The 18,208-nt window shown below is 56.5% G+C and carries 15 protein-coding genes and 2 pseudogenes; 9 read left to right on the forward strand and 8 right to left on the reverse strand.

The features are described from left to right. Positions 1–138: 138 nt before the first annotated feature. A pseudogene (locus EHO51_RS15825) lies at positions 139–1,221 on the reverse strand (IS3 family transposase). A gap of 439 nt (positions 1,222–1,660) precedes the next feature. Here EHO51_RS15825 and EHO51_RS15830 point away from each other — a divergent pair. The 5 genes and pseudogenes from EHO51_RS15830 to EHO51_RS20940 all read left to right on the forward strand — a co-directional run. After that, positions 1,661–2,182: a sulfotransferase family 2 domain-containing protein gene (locus EHO51_RS15830; RefSeq protein ID WP_124739688.1), complete on the forward strand. Its 522-nt coding sequence runs from the start codon at positions 1,661–1,663 to the stop codon at positions 2,180–2,182. 447 nt (positions 2,183–2,629) lie between these two features. Then, positions 2,630–3,208, forward strand: a complete 579-nt coding sequence (locus EHO51_RS15835) for a class I SAM-dependent methyltransferase (protein WP_164479414.1) — start codon at positions 2,630–2,632, stop codon at positions 3,206–3,208. A 94-nt stretch (positions 3,209–3,302) separates the two neighbouring features. Further along, positions 3,303–4,109, forward strand: a complete 807-nt coding sequence (locus tag EHO51_RS15840) for a class I SAM-dependent methyltransferase (protein ID WP_164479415.1) — start codon at positions 3,303–3,305, stop codon at positions 4,107–4,109. Positions 4,110–4,141: 32 nt separating this feature from the next. Beyond that, a complete protein-coding gene (locus EHO51_RS15845; RefSeq protein WP_124739691.1) occupies positions 4,142–5,104 on the forward strand; it encodes a methyltransferase domain-containing protein in 963 nt (320 codons plus the stop codon). A 254-nt stretch (positions 5,105–5,358) separates the two neighbouring features. After that, positions 5,359–5,964 (forward strand): annotated as a pseudogene (locus tag EHO51_RS20940) (transposase); the annotation flags it as partial. Between the two features lie 8 nt (positions 5,965–5,972). On the opposite strand, the gene tnpC (EHO51_RS15860) reads toward EHO51_RS20940, so the two are convergent. The 3 genes from tnpC (EHO51_RS15860) to tnpA (EHO51_RS15870) all read right to left on the reverse strand — a co-directional run bounded on the left by tnpC (EHO51_RS15860) (position 5,973) and on the right by tnpA (EHO51_RS15870) (position 8,389). Further along, positions 5,973–7,505 (reverse strand): IS66 family transposase, encoded by a 1,533-nt coding sequence (tnpC, locus tag EHO51_RS15860; protein ID WP_124737198.1) that lies wholly within the window; start codon positions 7,503–7,505, stop codon positions 5,973–5,975. A 69-nt stretch (positions 7,506–7,574) separates the two neighbouring features. Next, on the reverse strand, positions 7,575–7,901 hold the full coding sequence (tnpB, locus tag EHO51_RS15865) for an IS66 family insertion sequence element accessory protein TnpB (RefSeq protein WP_210330407.1): 327 nt from the start codon (positions 7,899–7,901) through the stop codon (positions 7,575–7,577). A 26-nt stretch (positions 7,902–7,927) separates the two neighbouring features. Further along, on the reverse strand, positions 7,928–8,389 hold the full coding sequence (tnpA, locus tag EHO51_RS15870) for an IS66-like element accessory protein TnpA (protein WP_109027271.1): 462 nt from the start codon (positions 8,387–8,389) through the stop codon (positions 7,928–7,930). Between the two features lie 982 nt (positions 8,390–9,371). Here tnpA (EHO51_RS15870) and EHO51_RS15875 point away from each other — a divergent pair. From EHO51_RS15875 to tnpC (EHO51_RS15890), 4 genes are all read left to right on the forward strand, one after another. Further along, positions 9,372–10,316 carry a hypothetical protein gene (locus EHO51_RS15875; protein ID WP_124739694.1) on the forward strand — a complete coding sequence of 315 codons (945 nt, stop codon included), beginning with the start codon at positions 9,372–9,374 and terminating at the stop codon, positions 10,314–10,316. 41 nt (positions 10,317–10,357) lie between these two features. Continuing rightward, complete coding sequence (tnpA, locus tag EHO51_RS15880; RefSeq protein ID WP_205788970.1) at positions 10,358–10,708, forward strand: IS66-like element accessory protein TnpA; 351 nt, start codon at positions 10,358–10,360, stop codon at positions 10,706–10,708. Then, complete coding sequence (gene tnpB, locus EHO51_RS15885; protein ID WP_124737200.1) at positions 10,705–11,052, forward strand: IS66 family insertion sequence element accessory protein TnpB; 348 nt, start codon at positions 10,705–10,707, stop codon at positions 11,050–11,052. The genes tnpA (EHO51_RS15880) and tnpB (EHO51_RS15885) overlap by 4 nt, the downstream gene beginning before the upstream one ends. Before the next feature lie 73 nt (positions 11,053–11,125). Beyond that, entirely contained in the window at positions 11,126–12,733 is a 1,608-nt protein-coding gene (tnpC, locus tag EHO51_RS15890) for an IS66 family transposase (protein WP_124737199.1), read from the forward strand. Positions 12,734–13,074: 341 nt separating this feature from the next. Here the strand turns inward: tnpC (EHO51_RS15890) and EHO51_RS15895 are convergent, their stop codons facing one another. The 4 genes from EHO51_RS15895 to EHO51_RS15910 are packed head-to-tail and all read right to left on the reverse strand — an operon-like array spanning position 13,075 to position 18,157. Beyond that, positions 13,075–13,974, reverse strand: a complete 900-nt coding sequence (locus EHO51_RS15895) for a rhamnan synthesis F family protein (protein WP_124739695.1) — start codon at positions 13,972–13,974, stop codon at positions 13,075–13,077. Then, the gene (locus tag EHO51_RS15900; RefSeq protein WP_124739696.1) at positions 13,971–14,846 is read right to left on the reverse strand and encodes a glycosyltransferase family 2 protein; all 876 of its coding nucleotides are present in this window, start codon (positions 14,844–14,846) and stop codon (positions 13,971–13,973) included. Before EHO51_RS15900 ends, EHO51_RS15895 begins: the two co-directional genes overlap by 4 nt. A gap of 28 nt (positions 14,847–14,874) precedes the next feature. Then, positions 14,875–16,749: a glycosyltransferase WbsX family protein gene (locus tag EHO51_RS15905; protein ID WP_164479416.1), complete on the reverse strand. Its 1,875-nt coding sequence runs from the start codon at positions 16,747–16,749 to the stop codon at positions 14,875–14,877. Continuing rightward, positions 16,739–18,157, reverse strand: a complete 1,419-nt coding sequence (locus EHO51_RS15910) for a sulfotransferase family protein (RefSeq protein WP_124739698.1) — start codon at positions 18,155–18,157, stop codon at positions 16,739–16,741. The genes EHO51_RS15905 and EHO51_RS15910 overlap by 11 nt, the downstream gene beginning before the upstream one ends. Between the last annotated feature and the right edge of the window lie 51 nt (positions 18,158–18,208).

An 18,208-nucleotide genomic window follows, 5' to 3' on the forward strand; every position in this document is an offset into this window, starting at 1 on the left:
AGAGCTGGCTCCGCCTCTTTGGATAGCTCTCCGCGGATTTTAAGATCTCTGCCGGGTTTGCTGAACGCGGGGTTCTGCGATCGTGGCGGCGGGAGGGCCGTAGGCCCGACCAGAGCTGTGACAAATCGAAGGCGACAGTCATGCGGCCATCGCCGTTTTCTTAAGGCTGAAGTAAGCCTCGTCGGGTGTGCGCCGTCAAGGCTCGAATGCGGGTCGGCGCGCATTATAGAACGCCAAGTATCGGCCGATCGAAGCGCGCGCCTCGGAGACGCTGTCGTAGGCGCACAGATAGACTTCCTCGTATTTGGCGCTGCGCCACAGCCGCTCGACGAAGACATTGTCGCGCTAGGCTGCCTTGCGGTCCACGCTGATCGAGACTTTCGCGTCGAGAACGCGCCTGAAGTCGAGGCTGGTGAACTGGCTCCCCCTGATCCTGTTTAAAATCTCGGGCGTGCCATGCTTTGCCAGCGCCTCTTTCACAGCTTCAATGCAAAACTCCGTCCCCATCGTGATCGACACGCTATGCGCCAGCACGCGCCGGCTCGCCACGTCGACGACCGCTGCGAGATAGACGAAGCCGCGCCGCATCGGGATGTAGGAGATGTCCATCGCTCAGACATGGTCGGGCCGCTCGATTGTCACGCCGCGCAGGAGATACGGGTAGATCTTGTGTCCGGGCGAAGGCCTGCTCGTATTCGATCGCCGATAGAACGCTTCGATTCCCATTCGCTTCATCAGCGTCGCGACGTGCCGGCGGCCGACGACGGGGGGCCTCGGGTCGCAACAGATCGCGCAGCATCCGCGCGCCTGCAAAAGGACAATCGAGATGCAGCTTGTCGAGGGGGCGCTTGAAATTCAAGTCCTCGGCAGAGACCAGTCGCGGCTTGAAGTATACCGTGCTGCGGGAAAGCCCGAGCGCCTTCGCCTGTCAACGATCGAAAGGTCATGGGTACGGTCGATCATCTTTTTGCGCTCCCCAACCCGCTTTTGTAAGCGCGCCTTCCAAAAAATCATTCTCCAGCGTCAGTTCACCGATCTTGGCGTGAAGCGCGCCTTCAAATCCACGGCCGCCTCTTTAGGCTCCGTCTTCTCCTGCCCGAAAACGCCCGCCGCGCCTTCCAGCAACTGGCCTTTCAACGTCGTGATCTGGTTTGGATGGACGTCGAACTACTGCGCCAGTTCGGCCAGCGTCTTCTCTCCCTTGATCGCGGCTAAGGCCACTGCCGCTTTGAACGCCGGAGAATGCGTCCGGCTTTCGCTTTGTCATCGAATAGTCCGATTCGCGGCGAGAATCCTCGCCGTCGTCAGGCAAATTCCACTCAAGCTACTGTCCGAAATTCTGAGGCCAGCTCTTTCGTCTCGCGCTGGAGCCCTCAGACTCCATTCAATCATACAATGATCCCGCAAGGCACCCATTCATATAGCGCCCAGGCAAAAGTCGCCGCCACTCTGACTACACTCCCTTCGCTGCTCACGCAATTCCTCAGTTCGACTCAGCTACCGGCGAGGTTTTAACAGCCACCAGACGGTACGTAAGATATGCTTCAGATATGCTTCTTTCGGGTGCAGCACAGCAACGTTCGTTTCGCTTGCTTGTCGTAACGAACCGTGTCATACCCGCAATTCAAAAAAAGCCGAATTATCCAGGAGATAGGCGCGAATGGTCCCCGTTTTTTTTATACACATTCCCAAAACGGCCGGCACCTCAGTCAATGATCTCTTATCTAGTCTTTATGCTCCGGCAGAAACCGCTCAGCATATCGAACTGCATTGCGAGTGGCACAAATCTGATTTTTGGACGCGTTTTCCCTTCGTATCGGGGCACGTAGCATACGAGGTCGTGCGACAGTTCGTTCCCGCCCATTTCAAAATCGTCACCTTTCTTAGAGATCCCTTGCAGCATCTAATGTCGGTGATCCGATATCAGTACGCGATCACAGCGCCAGAAGGTGAAGACCTGTTCGGTTACGTCAGCCCCGAGCTTCGTTCTATTTCTGAGCGGATGCATGAAGTGGACTTCACGAACCCAGGTGAGTTCGAGCGTTGGCTAACGAATGTGCTCGCTGAGGGCCAGCACGGCCTGAATCTATTCGATAATATGCAAACGCGCGCTTTTTGTCGACTGCTGATCGCAATAGCCGCGTCACAGAGGCAGACCTTCATGATGCAATCGAGAATCTGAAATCGATCACCTTTGGGCTCACTGAGTTTACAGAGTCGTCGACTCGGCACATTTGCCAATTACTGGGTGCCAATTTGAAATTTAAACCTATGGCGAGACTGAATAAAAAGCTCGTTGAACTCAAAGGACTAGAGAATCCAGAGATTAAGTACATATGTGAAAATCAGGTTAAATTTGATCAGCAGTTATACAATTTTGGCCTCCGCCTGCTCAAAGATCGAGTGCGCTATCAGTGTGACGGATCATAGCTAGCGGAAATTGTCCGTCCGGAGCGGCTACAACGCCGGAGGTTCACGCTTACAAGAGGCTCGAATGTTTTCGTTTGAATCGTTCTGCCCGGTGTGCTCAACGCACCAAACGATGAAGTCCCATTCTGAATGGTTCCGGGATTTCCTCGTTTGCCCCAATTGTGGATCGAGTGTTCGCGAACGCGGTCTAGCACTCGTCATGAACGAGATACTGCCTAACTGGCGCAAACTGCAAATTCACGAGTCCTCGCCAAGTCCCTCGGGTCTATCACGCTACATGGCGGCGGAGGCGCCCGGCTATGTTCCGACACATTATTTTCCGGATCGGACCCCAGGCGAAACCTGTGGCTCTTTCCGAAATGAAAATTTGGAGCAAATGACGTTCAACTCCGCGACCTTCGACCTAACGATTACACTTGACGTTATGGAGCATGTATTCAATCCGGAAAGGGTCTATCTGGAGGTGTGGAGAACCCTCAAGCCACGCGGATATTATGTGCATACGTTTCCGATCCGGAAATGGCTAGTGACCGCCGTCACAGCGCGAGCTTTGCTGAAAGCGGACGGCGAAGTTGAGCAGCTCGTCGAAGTACCGGAATATCATGGCAATCCCATCGACGAGAGGGGCGCTCTCGTCACAATCGATTACGGCTATGACATTGGGGATCAGATCGCTAAATGGGCGCCCTTCGATGTGAGAATTTGTCGTTTTGCCGATCAAACTCATGGAATTCTCGGTGAGTATACCGAGGTCATTGTCTGCCGGAAGCGAGAATAGAACCGTCGGGTGCGATGCCTGTTTTTTCCAGCTTAATCAACAGCTGTGGTGAGCGCTCAGGATCATGAGCTCTAGCCTAAGGGAACAAAAAGCGATGAGGGAGCAGCTCGTTCTGCAACTTATTGATAAGCGGGGAAAAGGACTTGAGGTCGGCCCAAGCTATAATCCGCTTGCGCCGAAGAACGGCGGCTGGAATGTTGACGTCGTTGATCATTTAGATGCAGAAGGTCTACGAAAAAAATATGCCGCGTGGAGCGTCGATACGTCCAAAATTGAAGATGTTGACTACGTGATTGAAAATCAAACCCTGTTCGACGCGATTCAGAAACCCGACGAATACGATTTTATTATCGCCTCTAACGTCATCGAGCATACTGCCGACTTGGTCGGATTTCTAAGGGATTGTCAGCGGCTCCTCAAGCGCGGTGGTGTACTGAGCCTCGTGGTTCCGGACAAGCGATACTGTTTCGATATTTTTAAAACTGTTTCAACGACTGGTGCGATACTGCAAGCGCATCTGGAACGCAGAACGCAGCACTCACCTGGGCAAATTTTCGATCAATACGCTTATCACACCACGCGTGACGGTAGTTTGGTTTGGTTCGATCGCGAACTTCACGGAACAAGACTTGTCCACACGGTCTCGGAGGCGTACGCTAGAATGCAAGACTATATCGTCCGCAACCAGTTCGAAGATGCGCACGCATGGGTATTCACTCCGTCCAGCTTTCGCTTGGTCATGCAGGATCTCAATGTGCTAGGCTTAATCAACATGGGAATCGCCTCGTTCTCTGCAACCGTAGGCTTTGAATTTTTCGTGTCTCTGAAAAAATCCGAGCCTGGCCAGTATGTCGACCGCACTGACTTGTTGCGCAGGCTTGATGCGGAACTTGCTCACTGAGCGACTTAACGTGCAGATAGAGGTTTAATTAGATGGACAACGTGACGCCATATCTCGTGCCAGCTAGTCTCGAACACTTCAGTGAAACTGAGTATTTGGATGCCAACAAAGATATCCAGGAAGCGATCTCTAAGGGTATCATCGAGTCGGGCCTTCATCATTTTAAAGCGCTCGGCTATGCTGAGAACAGATTTTTTGCGCGCAGAGCGGCTGTCGCGCGGCAGAAGGAGAAAAAACTTAAGTATATTGTAAGCAATTTGTTAAACAAAGATGAGCTTTTGGGAATTCATGACTGTGGGGCGCTTGATTGTCTTCGCCCCGAATATAGGATTAGCGCCGGGATTACACCTACGACCGCTGTTTCCAGCCACGGATATGATGACGTCAATCTAAAATATATTGAAAGTAACCCAACCTCTTGGATCTTAGACGTTGGGGCCGGCTTGTGTCCCTCGTACTACCATAACGTCGTTAATTTTGAAGTAGTTCCTTACGACACTACGGATGTCCTAGGAATTGCCGAGAAACTCCCGTTCAAGGACGGCGTCTTCGATTACGTGATATCTTCTGCGGTACTTGAGCACGTTCGTAACCCTGCAGCAGCCGCGAAGGAATTATATCGGGTCCTAAAGCCCGGCGGGGGAATTTACATCGCTGCACCATTTCTTTGTCCTTATCATGGTTATCCGCATCATTATTTCAATATGACAGCGCAAGGCTTGCGAAGCCTGCTACCGGAGGAGCTTGTCGACTGTAACCAATACGTGCCACATTTTTTTGCTCCACTATGGTCCGCCCGTCACTTATTCCTCCATTGGATATCCAGTCTAGATGAACCTGCAAAGGAACAATTATTGAATACAAAGGTACGAGAATTCGTAGAAGCCTCGCCAGCTGACTATACAAAAGATTATAATTCGAAACTTAGTCTACAACAGCAACTAGATATCGCCTACGGAACAGTATTGACGGCAAAAAAGCCGCTCGCTCCATAGGGGGTTCTTCGATCCTTCTGCTGACGTGATTGCGCGCTCCCGAGATTTTGGTAATTGAGAGGCCTAGTAAATTCGGACAGTAGCTTGAGTGGATTCTGCCTGGCGACGGCGAGGATTCTCGCCGCAAATTAGGAGCATTCGGCGCGCACCCTGTTTTGACCGGACATCCGGCATAGCCGATAAGGCATAGGCGTAAGCCTAGGAATACGACTAGGACCAATGTCCCCGAGACGCCCGTTTCGCTCGTCGGAGTCATCACCTCTGTGCAACTGCGCCGGCATTGGAGTGCGGCCGAGAAAGTCCGCCTCGTGGAAGAAGCTCGGAGCTGGTGATGAGCGTATCCTTCCTCGCCCGACGCGCCGGAATCGCGCCGTCTCAACTCTTCGCAGGGAAGCGGCGTATGACCGAGGGCGGTCAGGCCGCCGTGGCGGCGGACGAGGATGTGGTCGGTGCCTCGGAAGTTCGTGATCTCGAGAAGAAGGTCCGTGAACCGGAACGCCTGTTCTGCAAGAAGACGTTGGAGGTCGCGATCCTCCGGGAAGCGGTTGACACGGCCGGGCAAAAAAAAACCGACCTTGCCGCTCGTGTCTGGAAGGCGGACGCTTCCCGATGAGCGCTGTCGCCGAAACGCTCACCGTTGCCCGCTCCACCCTTGCCGAGAGCATGAAGGGCGCGACAAAGCCCCGTGGCCGCTATCGCAAGGCGCAGGACGCGGACCTTGCGCCGCTTATCCGCGCCATCGTCGAAGCGAGTCCGACCTATGGCTATCGGCGCGTGTGCGCGCTGGCGAACCGCCAGCTGCGGGTCGAGGCAAGCCGCCTGTGAACGTCAAGGGCGTGTTGCGGATCATGCAGAGTAACCGCTGTTTTCAGGCCACGTCTTTGAGTGCGACCGGCTGCGCGTAGGCCCAGGGCATGAGTTCGTCGAGTTTGCTGGCGAGATGGCCGTCGACGATCTTCGTGAGGACGTCGGTCATATAGGCTTGCGGATCGACGCCGTTGATCTTGCAGGTCTCGATAAGCGATGCGACGATCGCCCAGTTCTCAGCCCCGCCATCGGAACCCGCGAAGAGAGCGTTCTTCCTATTAAGGGCAATGGGGCGGATGGCGCGCTCGACGATGTTGGAGTCGATCTCGATGCGCCCGTCGTCGACGAAGCGCGTTAGGCCGTCCCAGCGCGAGAGCGCGTAGCGGATCGCCTCGGCGAGCTTGGTCTTCTGGCTGATCAGCGTGAGCTTTTCACGCAGCCATGGCTCGAGGGCGTCGAGGATGGGGCGGGATTTTTCCTGTCGCGCCGCGCGCCGGTCATCCGGGTTCTGACCCCGGATATTGCTCTCGACCGCGTAGAGCGCGCCGATGCGCTCGAGCGCCTCGCTGGCGATCGGCGCAGGGCCGGCGGCGGCGAGTTCGTAAAATCGCCTGCGGACATGCGACCAGCAGAAGGCGAGCGACACGCTGTTCTTCTGCGCCAGCGCACGATAGCCGGCGTAACCGTCAACCTGCACGACGCCCGTGAAGCCGGCAAGATGCGTGAGCGGCTGCTCGGATTTTCGGTTTTGCGCATAGACATAGACGGCGATCGGCGGATCTGCGCCGCCGAAAGGCCGGTCGTCGCGCGCATAAGCCCAGAGCTGGCCGGTCTTGGTGCGCCCCCGTCCGGGGTCGAGCACCGGCGCCTTTGTCTCGTCGGCGAAGATTTTCGTCGACAATCTTATGTGTTCCAGAAGTCGCTCATGCACGGGCCGCAAATGCCAGGCGGCGCGTCCAACCCAGTCGGCGAGCGTCGAACGGTCGAGCGCGATGCCCTGCCGGGCGTAGATCTGGGCCTGCCGATAGAGCGGAAGGTGATCTGCATATTTGGAAACGAGCACGTGGGCGACGGTCGCCTCGGTCGGCAGTCCGCCTTCGATCAGCCGCGCCGGGGCCGGCGCCTGCACGACCGCGCCCTCGCAGGCGCGACAGGCGTATTTGGGACGCCGAGTCACCAGCACCCGGAACTGCGCCGGCACAATGTCGAGCCGCTCGGAGACATCCTCGCCGATCCGGTGAAGCGCGCCCTTGCAGCAGGGACAGGCCTTCTCGTCGATGTCGACGATGGTCTCGATGCGCGGCAGATGGGCAGGCAGCGCGCCACGGTTCGTGCGGCGCTTTCTGGCCGCCTTCTCACGTTCGGCGGCGGATTTGGCTTCCGCCGCCGCCGCCGCGCCGGCTTCCGTCTGGTCGACCTCTTCAAGCGCGAGCAGCATCTGGTCTTCGGGAAGCGTCTCGGCGCGCCGCCCGAAGCGATGGCGCTGCATCTCCTTGATGATCTGAACCAGGCGCTCGTTGCGCGCGCGCTCGGCGAGAAGCATCGCCTTCAGTTCGTTCGGATCGTCGGGAAGCCTCTCGATCGCCTGCGCCATAGCCGCAGAACACCATATTTTCTGCCGTCTTTCGACGCTCTTCGAGGCCCTGATTCACTGTGTCGCAGCTCATCCCGGCAACGCGGGGGCCGGCGTCTCTTTCGCCGCGCGCACGCGCCGCCAATCGAGTCCTTCGAGCAGCGCCGACAATTGCGCCGCCGACAATCGCATGACGCCGTCATCGATCTTGGGCCAGCGGAACTCGCCGTCCTCCAGTCGCTTGGCGAAGAGGCATACGCCCGTGCCGTCCCAGAACACGAGTTTAATCCGATCCGCGCGCTTGGCGCGGAAAACGTAAATCGCGCCGTCGAAGGGATTGGCCTGCATCGTCTCGCGCACCAGCGCCGCGAGACCCTCCGCGCCCTTACGGAAGTCGACGGGCTTCGTCGCCACCATGACGCGGACCGCGCCCGTCGGGCCGATCACGCGCAGTCCGATCTTTTATCGTCCTTCAACGCGCCGACGATCGCGGTCACCAGCGCCGCCTCCGCCCCGCGCCATATCCATACGCGCGAACCGCCGATCTCAAGTTCGATAATCGGCGGCCGAACAGAGGCCGCTTGGGCGTCGGCCGGCTCGGCAGGCGTTGCTTTCACAGCTGTCGCTTCAACAACCGCAGGAACAAATGCTGAGGGAGTTTCGGCGTCAACAGCCTTCAAACTTTCCCGCGCCGCGCGCCGCCACGTGAACAATTGCTGTGGCGTCAAACCATGTCGGCGAGCAACTTGGCAGGCGTGGACGCCTTCCTCATAACTCTCCGCAACGATCGACGCCTTTTCTTCCGCCGTCCACGTGCGGCGGCGACCGGCCCCAGTAAAAATCTCGACACGTCGTGGCGGAGCCGCCTCAATCTCCGACACGTGCTTATGCTCTAAAATCGACATGTGTCGGAGCTCCTCAACGCTCCGAATATCGCCCCGTCCCTAGCCCCAGAAAAGGTGCGGTCAAAACAGCGCTTACCATGCAGAACAATGGGCTGACGCTCGAACGCCACGGCGTGCCGGCCGGGCCGCACCCATGACGGGGCGTCGTGATCGCGCTGCGCTCGAATTGCCGCTGGTTATCAGTGGTCTGCCCCTTAAAAGTGGCCCTCCCTGAAGTATGGCTTTTTAGCCTTTGAGGAGGAATTAAGATGGGCAGGAAACGCCACGAGCCCGAGGAGATTGTCGCGAAGCTTCGTCAGGTCGACGTGCTGACGACAGGGGCAATCAGTTGCGGAAGCCATACGCTCGACTTATCTCCGCGCGTCGCATATAGCGCTCGCATTGAAGACTCTACTCAGCGGTGAGTAGCGCCGGGTCGATAAACTCCGCGCGGCGCGCCGATGTTATCTGGCGCATCGATTTGCGCACCGCGTCGAGGAATGTGGCGCTGGCGTTTTCCATCGCCTATGCGCCAATCTCTCCGCAACATCGCTCCCGAGGGTTATCAACACCGGAACTCTGATCGCTGATCGACGAAAGTTCTCGGCGCAGACGCTTTGCTTTTTTGTATCCCTAACGCAGCGATGTATTTCCCTGACTACGGTGATAGATCGATGGAATTCTGAGCGGGATAGTTTTCACAAACGCCGATTGTCTTGAAATACGATGCCTTATGTCCTACCAATTATCCCACCCGGGTCGAGAGCGATCCGGACCGCTCGTTTTTTTCGAGCTGGCACGAAACGCGTGATGATGACAGCCGACTGCCCGTGTCCTCGGAGATTGGCTTGAACCGAGAATTCTACCGGGTTTCCGCATGAAATCATTCCCGAAGATCAGTTCCCTGCTTTTAGCAATCTCAGTTTGGATGAGAGCGGGGACAGTTGGCTTATCGGCCGATCGGTCGGTTGAGTTCGGCATATTGTATGAACCTTGGCAATGCATGTTTACCGACCAGGGACGGAACCACGACATTGAGGAAATTCTGGCGGGCCGTCAAGAATGGGGTGCACTCTTTAAATATCATTGGTCGGGACGGCCCCAACTCGGATATTACTGCCTGAGCCGGGACAAACAAGTCCTCGTGAAACATGCGGAACAGCTGCGAGACGCCGGCGTCGATTTCATTGCCATCGATTCAACAAATTCCTATTACGCAGATCCCGAAGCTCAGCACCAGGTATTCGACAATCGCTGGTGGGATCCGCTTACCGATCCGGTGAAGATGGTCCAGCAACCAGTGGACGCGCTATTAGAAATATGGAGCGGTATTCCAGGTGCACCTAAGGTTGTTCCGTTTACGCCAGTAAAAAATGATCCGTCTCCCCAAGCGAAAACAATTACGGGAACTCCGTGCCCAAAACCGGACATGCAACGGTTCTGGAACGAAAGGCTTAATCCGAGGACCGGACGCTATAAGAACATGGGTTTCCTCTATTTTGGGAAGCCTTTGTGGCTCGCGAGCCGTGCACGCGTTAAAGCACCGGCTCACAAATGCCTCGACGCCGATGGCAAACACCCCTTCGCCTCAGATCCGGAAGCACTCGCAGATCTCTCGCACTTTTATACAATACGGAAGATGTGGGGGCTGCTCGGAAGTCCGGAACGCGCAGGTTATTCATCGGAAGAATGGAGCTTCATCGAAAATTGTCAGGACAGATTTAAAGAGCTCAATGGATCTGCACCGTGTAACCAGCGCATAGCGTTTTACAATGGTAAGCCCGAGGAACTATCTGTAAGCGCTGCCTATCAACGTTTTCCGGGCAGTGGATACATAAGCGACAAAGCTACTGCGGTGCCAAAACTAAACGGTGCCACGCTTCATCGTATCCCTTCGGCGTGGGCCGCCTTTCGAATTTTGAGCAGGAACGCGATGCTGCGCAGCTAAGTCGGCTTTATGAGCGAGGCTAACTGCACAGCATGGGTCGGATGACATTGATCACGGGCGTCGAACGGCGCCGACGGTGGAGGGACGAAGATCGGGTTCGGATACTGGCGGCGATTGAGGAGCCCGGCGCGGTGGTCGCCGAGGTGGCGCGTCGCGAGGATGTCTGCACGAGCTTGGTCTACAAGTGGCGCCGAGCGGCGCAACGGAACGGAAGCATCGACGCTTGCGGGTTTTCGCCGGTAGTCATCGAGACGCCGCCGCCGCAATCACCGCCTCTGAACGACATCGACGCGAACGTCATCGAAGTGGACATAAAGGGCGCCCGTGTTCGGATTGGCGCCGGCGCGCCTTCTGCGACGATCGCCGCGACATTGAAAGCGCTGCGCCGATGATCCCGCTGCCGGCGGGCTGCCGGGTCTGGATCGCGACCGGCCATACCGACATGCGGCGTGGCATGCAGGGGCTGGCGCTTCAGGTGCAGGAGCAGTTGAAGCGCGACCCGCACGCGGGCGACCTGTACATCTTCCGCGGTCGCCGCGGTGACCTGGCGAAAATCCTCTGGCACGACGGGGTTGGCCTGTCGCTTTATGCCAAGCGTCTCGACCGAGGAAAGTTCATCTGGCCCTCGGCGAGTGCGGGCGTGGTGTCGATCTCGGCCGGACAGATGGCCTATATGCTGGAAGGAATTGACTGGCGAAACCCGCAACTCACCTACAGGCCGCAAAGCGCGGGGTAAGGCGTGAAAAAAGCTGGGGTCGACTGCATTTTGGGGCGCCACAAATCACTGGAAGTATGATTCACTTCGCGTCATGGACGCTGCGGCCAAAGCTCTTCTCGACGAAAACGCCGTGCTGAAAGCGCAGCTCGCCGTCGCGCTTGCAAAGGCGTCGGAAGACATGGCGCTGATCGCGGCGCAAAAGCTCCAGATCGCCAAATTGCAACGGCAGATCTACGGGCAGAAATCGGAGCGCTCTGCGCGGCTGCTCGATCAGTTGTCGCTCGAGCTGGAGGAGTTGGAGGCGAGCGCGACGGAAGACGAACTCGCCGCGGAGCGCGCCGTCGCGAAGACGACGACGGTCGCCGGCTTCGAACGCAAGCGGCCGGAGCGCAACACCTTCCCCGACCATCTGCCGCGCGAGCGCGTGGTCATCGAGGCGCCGAAGGCCTGCGCCTGTTGCGGCGGTTCGCGCCTGCGCAAGCTCGGCGAGGATGTCACGCGAACGCTGGAGACGATGCCGCGCCAGTGGAAGGTTGTGGAGACTGTGCGAGAGAAGTTCACCTGCCGGGACTGCGAGAAGATCACGCAAGCCCCCGCGCCGTTCCATGTCGTCGCGCGCGGCTGGGCGGGGCCGAGCCTCCTTGCGATGATCGCCTTCGAGAAGTTCGGCCAGCATCAGCCGCTGAACCGCCAGGCCGAGCGCTATGCGCTGGAAGGCGCGCCGATCGCCCTGTCGACCATGGCCGACGCGGTCGGCTCCCTCTGCTCCGTTCTCGATCCGCTGCGGCGTCTTGTCGAGGCGCACGTCCTCGCAGCCGAGCGGCTGCATGGGGACGACACCACGGTTCCCGTGCTGGCCAAGGGCAAGACCGACACAGGACGCTGCTGGATTTATGTGCGCGACGACGCGCCCTTCGGCGGCGCCGGGCCGCCGGCCGCGATGTTCTATTACTCGCGCGATCGGCGCGGGGAACATCCGCAGGGCCATCTGGCGGGATACTCCGGCATCCTGCAAGCGGACGCCTATGACGGCTACAACAAGCTGTATCTTGCAGACCGCGAGCCCGGCCCGATCCGGGAGGCGGCGTGTTGGACCCACGCACGGCGTCCGTTCTTCGCAATGGCGGACATCGACGAAAACGCGCGTCGCAGGGCGGCCGGGAAGAAGGAAATCCCGCTGTCGCCGATCGCCATCGAAATCGTGCGCCGGATCGACGCACTGTTTGCGATCGAGCGCACGATCAACGGCAAGAGCGCGGAGGAACGTCTTGCGGTTCGCCAGGCGTCGAGCCGCCCACTCGTCGACGAGCTCGAAAGCTATCTGCGCGAACAGGTCGCGAAGCTGTCGCGCGGACACGATCTCGCAAAGGCGATCCAGTACATGCTGAAACGCTGGACTGCCTTCACGCTGTTCCTCGGCGACGGACGCGTTTGCTTATCGAACAACGCTGCGGAACGAGGGCTGAGAGGCATTGCACTCGGCAGAAAAAGCTGGTTGTTCTGCGGTTCCGATCGCGGAGGCCAGCGCGCCGCGGCGATGTACAGCCTTATCGTGACCGCGAAGATGAACGGCGTCGATCCGCAGGCCTGGCTCGCCGACGTCCTCGCCCGCATCGCAACCCACCCCGCGCATCGGCTCGACGAGCTGCTCCCGTGGAACTGGCACAAGAACGACGCCGCGTCGGCGCTGGCGGCATAACCGCCGCGGACCTACCCTGCGGCCTACGGCGAAGGCTTACGCTTCATCAGCAATTCAATCGCTTCTGGGACTACCCAAATCTATCCATCGTTTTCATTAATAGCTGGAACCTATGGGGCGCGGTACGCACGCCCTGCAATGCAGACGCTGTGGCCGGTTGTCAAAATAATCTTTTCCCCGACGGAAGCGCCGTGTTTATGGATGTTTATGGTGACGGATACGACTCTTCTCTCGAACCCAGTACGAAAGAGGGCGACAAATATTATCGTCAGCTCGTGAATGAAATTCGTGCGATCAAAAGCGGCCCCGCTCCACGCTGAGGAACGCGGGAAGCGATTCAGCTATTCTGCAAATGTGAACGCTTGGCTGAACCACTTCGCTTTAGGTGCGACGCGCTCAAGATGTCGATTGATAAGTCCGACATCGTACCACTTCTCCCTCGTGAAATAGTGTCTGACGTTGGCCAAATTTGCGTCGAGTGGATTGTCTCGCAGTAATTCCACTTTCAAGAAGGGAGATCCGCGGCGCAGCGATTCCGCCCAAAAGAGCTGGCTCGGGTTTGGGAAGGGATCCGACATGATTTGTAAGTTAGCGGGTTTTTCACCACGCGCAACTGTTGCAGACGCGGCGCTGCTGGGGAAGGGCTCGTTGTCCTTATAGGCGCGCTGGCGTGTGCTGTTATCCAAATCACTAAGGTCTACCACTGCACCGATGCGGAAGCCCTCATCCTCGACCCGCGCAGACAAGCCCACTTCGAAGCGCAAGATCAGATTGAATTTATCGGGCTCAATTTCGAGCGACCTCCAAAAGCGTTTGGCGAATCCAGAGCTCACCAACCGCCGGCCAAACCCCATGCAAAAGGACTGCACATGCGGACGAAACTGGTAGTTTATCGCAGCGCCCCATAGGTCGGCGCCGAGCGCGTCGACCCGCTCCCAGAATTTTCGAATATCAAAGAGTGGAGTATAGCAACTGTCGTTGATGAACACGATCTCATCAAACGCAGCGTTTGGTAGCGCTTCAAATCCTTCACGCCAGCTAAAGAAATCGTAGCCAATATTGGGCCTGATGACGATGATATCCGCATAAAGCGAGGCGCGGTTGTGCTGCTCGGTATTTAGAGCCGCCGTAGAAGAAAAGCAGATCAGGTCGAAATACGGCCGAAAACACCTTAGCGCATGTAGGACGTAATCATCTACTTGTCCATGTGCGTCAAAATGGGCAAAAACGAGAGCTCTCACAGTACTCGCTCCCCTTCGCTAAGCACGTGCCTAAATCTAGGAGGAAGATATATGTGATAATTCCATTGACGTATATAATATTCGAAGACCTCTGGCCAGAAAAACGGACACGGCGCGCGGTGGTTTTCAGGCACCCTTGACGTCATTAGGCACAGAAAATTTCTCATCACTTCCGATGTCTCATATTCCGCGACGTTTGCTAGGCTCTTGAACGAATTTTCTCCGTGAAACCGATAATTGTAAAGTTTATCTTCGATAAAAGCTGGCTCGCTAAAGAAAAGAGAACGCAAGATAAAATCCCAATCGTGCACATAGCGATAGTCTTGAAACGGCCCCACTCGCCAGGCGAGCTTGGATGCAAAAAAGAAGTTACCTGTCGATATTGCAAGCTGATGACGCATAAGGGCAAAGCCCAGCGTCGGTAGTTTACGACTCTCTAAGGACGCATTTTTCAAGTTCCGGATATAGTCATCTTCGGATGCCATTTGACCGGTATGGTCTACAAAGTTTACTCCCGTGAACACAAGCTGCTTTCCAGTGCGTCGTACCGCATCCATGCAGCGCGACAGTCGCCGAGGTGAAAAGAAATCATCGGAGTTGAGAATGTTGATATAGTCTCCGCGCGCTAAGCTCATCGCTTGATTGATCGTTTGCGCAGCACCTCGGTTGTCCCGCCGCAGAACGATGGCGGATGGCGCATGCCGGCCCAAAAAATTTCGTGCAATCTCGTATGTGCGATCTTTAGAACCATCGTCGATGGCGATGATTTCTGTTGGCCTGTAATCTTGCTCGAATATCGAGGCAAGTGCTCGCTCAATATAATTCTCGTGGTTGTACATTGGTACAACAACGCTTATCAAAGGCTTCGCCATTGAGTTCGTTCTCTCCCCAGTCTGTGACTTAGACACACAATTTTAGCCGAGATGAGAGCTCCCGCAGCGACTGTTCTTGTCCTTTTATGAAATTGAGCAGGGTGCGCTCATCCTGCTCCCGCCCAGCATAAGTGCCGGCCTGACGTAGCCGCCGCAGGACGCTGCCGATCGCGTCTTGCTGGCGTACCTCCTCAAGAGAGGCATGCAGCGCCATAAGATTCTGTCGATCGAATTTTGCGTCGGGCTCAAGATGCGCGCCCTCGCCCCACTCATTCCACGCATTGATGAACAAAATCTGATGTTGAGAGGGTGCCACGAGCATTGTTTGTTGTAGTAACTCGGTGCACCAACGTTGGAATTCGAATGGATGGTTGTTGGCAAAGATATGGGGCGTATCCTGACGGCGTGCCGTGTTGTCCCAGCCTGGGAACACTCCCCGATACCACCGATAGTCAGGAATTGGCTTACGCAATGCGAAATCTATTGCCTTAGAGTAGTCAAAAATGTGCCCAGAAAACTTGTCGTTCAGGAGCTTCGGCGGCGAATCCGGCTTTATTTCTGGAACTAGCCAGCCATGTGGTGGAAATTCCACGGCTGCATCGAAACCCCATGGCTCCGGGTCGGTGATCCCGTAGAATTGAACCGCGCATAGGTGCAACTCGCCAAGCCCGGCGCGCCGCACTTCGTCGCGCCAAATCGCCATCGAGTCCGCGCAATTCGGAATGAGGTCGGCTCGGTACACGAGGAGCATTAGCTTGCCGTCGACTCGAATGTAGCGCGGGTCGGCAAGATACTTCATTGCGTCACGAATAAATCGACGGTCGCTTTCCGGCGAGTGGCTCTGCGCCAGCAGAATGTCATTCGCTTTGCCGTCCCACGTCCGGGTCCAGTTTTCATTCGCCCAGCAAACACAGAATTCAATGTCAACAGCAGGCGTGGCTAGCATTCTATCAAGCGGCTTTTCGAGCACACGCCGACCATCAAACCAATACAAATAATAGCAGAACGCAGTGACTCCGTATTCCTTTGCAAGCTTCGCCTGGTTGACCATAACGCTGACATCGTCGAGATCGTAGTAATAGTTATCTTTAGGAACATGTGGCTGATAGTGGCCTTCAAAATTCGGTAGAGCTTTACGAACATTGGTCCACTCAGTAAAGCCTTCGCCCCACCATTCATCGTTTTCTTTTACACGATGATATTGCGGAAGATAAAAAGCGATGACTCGCGGATCTTGCTTAGCAGCGCTCACGAATGTGGAGCGGGCATCGCCCCGTGTCGGGGCGCTACGTACAAGGCGCTCGTAATCTGGGTCGAGCGCGCGGGACTTATTCTCGTCCGCAGAGGGCAACAAGATCTTCGCCGAGGTCGAGGCGGCTGAACTCAGCCTAGTGGCTGGCCGAGTCTCACGTCCTTCCAAATGTCCGACACGCGCGTAATGGGTCAGCGGCTCGTCGCCGGCAATGAGCACGTCGACATGGCGTTCCAGGTAAAACGCAGGGTCGAATTCTGGGTTAGGCTTGAGGCCCTCTAGCGAGCCAAACGTCAGAAAATGCGTGAGCGGGTCCAGCCCGCGCAGATCGGGGTCCTGCAACATATAGTAATTCACATCGAATAATGCGCAGGGACTGGCGCCGTCCCGCCATCCCTGCCGAATGAAGTGTTGCAGCGGTTCGACACCGGCGCGGCGTACGTCGGGCCTTTGAGTGAAATAGTAATCGACGATAAAAAGCGGATGCGGAGATTTCAGCCGCCGCCAGCCTTCCGTGAGATAATGATGAAATGTCGCTCGTTCAGAGGGTAGATGCGGATTGGTGGCATGGTACCATTTAGCGTCAAAGAGCGGATGTCCTCCCTTTCCTGCAAACTCCGCGGTGGGTAGAGATTTGCTGTCAATCTCCATTATCTGCCTCTCTAGCATGGATCGAAGGCGCCGCAGTCTGTTCTCCGATCCGATCGGCTTTCGCCGCTTCGCGGTCCGCCGTTAGCATCGCTTGAAGCCTAACGATATTGCGCCGAATAGACTCGCCGCTAGCCTGGATAGTTTGCAACTGATCGTCAAACGCAGCCGTCGCTTTGTCGCACATCATGGCTTCTGCACCAGGCGACTTTATTGCGGCGGAAATCTCTCGGTCAAGCGAAATGCTGCCTTTTTGTCGGTTGCGATTGCGGGCCCTGCTTGGCACCCGCAATCGTTCGTTCACATCCTCAAAAGAGTGAGTGCACCGATACGTGGTTGGCTGCGCGTCGCCCATCCTCCGCTTCGCGCGGTCGCGCGCGGAGCCCAACTGTCCCAGTAGTACGGCTTGACTTAACGCAAGAGCATCGAAGCGCGCGCGGTCCCGCTCGATCTCCGCAGCCAAACGATCGCGTTCCAACGCCATTGCATCGCGTTCTATGCGGGCTGCGGCCGCATCGGCTTCGAGTTTAGCTATGTGCGCTTGCGTCGCAAACAGCACGCGACTGAATATAGTCGAACCGTTGTCGAACTCGCCCTTTACCTGATCCAGAGTTATTAACGGGATGCGGGAACAGGGATCCCGCGCAAGAGTGAACATCGCTTCGTATGCGAGCTGAACCCATTCATTCACATCGGGATGCGTAGCGAACTCATGCTCCGCCTGAGCAAAATGACGCAACGATGGCGTCAGAAATTGATCAACTTCTACGTGTGGGGCGTCGACCGCGTTAGGCCAAGTAACATCAAACCGCTCCCTTAGACGCGCGATTGCGGCTCGCCAGTCGGACAGAAAATCCGGCCAATAGACGACAGCGCGTGGGAAACTGCGGCTCTCTGTCTCAGCGTCTAGAGTATGCCGCAACCACATAAGCATACCCGTCGCAAGGTCAAAGCCGTATGCAGTTTGCAAGGAAGTCGCAACTTCGAGCGGACTGCGCAGTGGCATAACGACCCGTGAGCGGTAGCCAGCGGCTTTAAGCGTGTCAAACCAGAATGGTGCCACCCTGCAGATGCGAGGGTCTTTTACGACTATGAGGTCTGAATCACCGAATTCGGCGACGATTGTCGTCTTTGCCTTCTCTCTAAAAATATCGTAGTATTTGGTATTGTACCAAGCAGGATCGAAAGCTCGCCAATCATGCCATGAACTAGTCGCGGAGGCGAGTATTTCGTCGTTGAGCTCCATGATAGGGATCGATTCGAAATAGCCGAGCTGATTTGCTTCATTTGCCGGCATCAGGCTCTTGGGCGCTGTTCCTCCCAGTTTGACAAGAGTTCCCGCAATTGACGACGTGCCGCTTCGGTGCATCCCGAGAATAACGATCGCAGTTTTTTCTGATGGATCATCCATGACGGTGCCGCAACCGGTTGTGAGACAAAAAACTCGCTACTCGGCAAAGAT

The organism is Methylocystis rosea, assembly GCF_003855495.1.
Classification (GTDB): Bacteria; Pseudomonadota; Alphaproteobacteria; order Rhizobiales; family Beijerinckiaceae; genus Methylocystis; species Methylocystis rosea_A.

Coding starts and splice junctions, on each gene's coding strand:
- EHO51_RS15830 (WP_124739688.1), top strand. CDS start 1,661: ATGGTCCCCGTTTTTTTTATACACATTCCCAAAACGGCCGGCACCTCA.
- EHO51_RS15835 (WP_164479414.1), top strand. CDS start 2,630: ATGAACGAGATACTGCCTAACTGGCGCAAACTGCAAATTCACGAGTCC.
- EHO51_RS15840 (WP_164479415.1), top strand. CDS start 3,303: ATGAGGGAGCAGCTCGTTCTGCAACTTATTGATAAGCGGGGAAAAGGA.
- EHO51_RS15845 (WP_124739691.1), top strand. CDS start 4,142: ATGGACAACGTGACGCCATATCTCGTGCCAGCTAGTCTCGAACACTTC.
- tnpC (WP_124737198.1), bottom strand. CDS start 7,505: ATGGCGCAGGCGATCGAGAGGCTTCCCGACGATCCGAACGAACTGAAG.
- tnpB (WP_210330407.1), bottom strand. CDS start 7,901: ATGGTGGCGACGAAGCCCGTCGACTTCCGTAAGGGCGCGGAGGGTCTC.
- tnpA (WP_109027271.1), bottom strand. CDS start 8,389: ATGTCGATTTTAGAGCATAAGCACGTGTCGGAGATTGAGGCGGCTCCG.
- EHO51_RS15875 (WP_124739694.1), top strand. CDS start 9,372: ATGTTTACCGACCAGGGACGGAACCACGACATTGAGGAAATTCTGGCG.
- tnpA (WP_205788970.1), top strand. CDS start 10,358: ATGACATTGATCACGGGCGTCGAACGGCGCCGACGGTGGAGGGACGAA.
- tnpB (WP_124737200.1), top strand. CDS start 10,705: ATGATCCCGCTGCCGGCGGGCTGCCGGGTCTGGATCGCGACCGGCCAT.
- tnpC (WP_124737199.1), top strand. CDS start 11,126: ATGGACGCTGCGGCCAAAGCTCTTCTCGACGAAAACGCCGTGCTGAAA.
- EHO51_RS15900 (WP_124739696.1), bottom strand. CDS start 14,846: ATGGCGAAGCCTTTGATAAGCGTTGTTGTACCAATGTACAACCACGAG.
- EHO51_RS15905 (WP_164479416.1), bottom strand. CDS start 16,749: ATGGAGATTGACAGCAAATCTCTACCCACCGCGGAGTTTGCAGGAAAG.
- EHO51_RS15910 (WP_124739698.1), bottom strand. CDS start 18,157: ATGGATGATCCATCAGAAAAAACTGCGATCGTTATTCTCGGGATGCAC.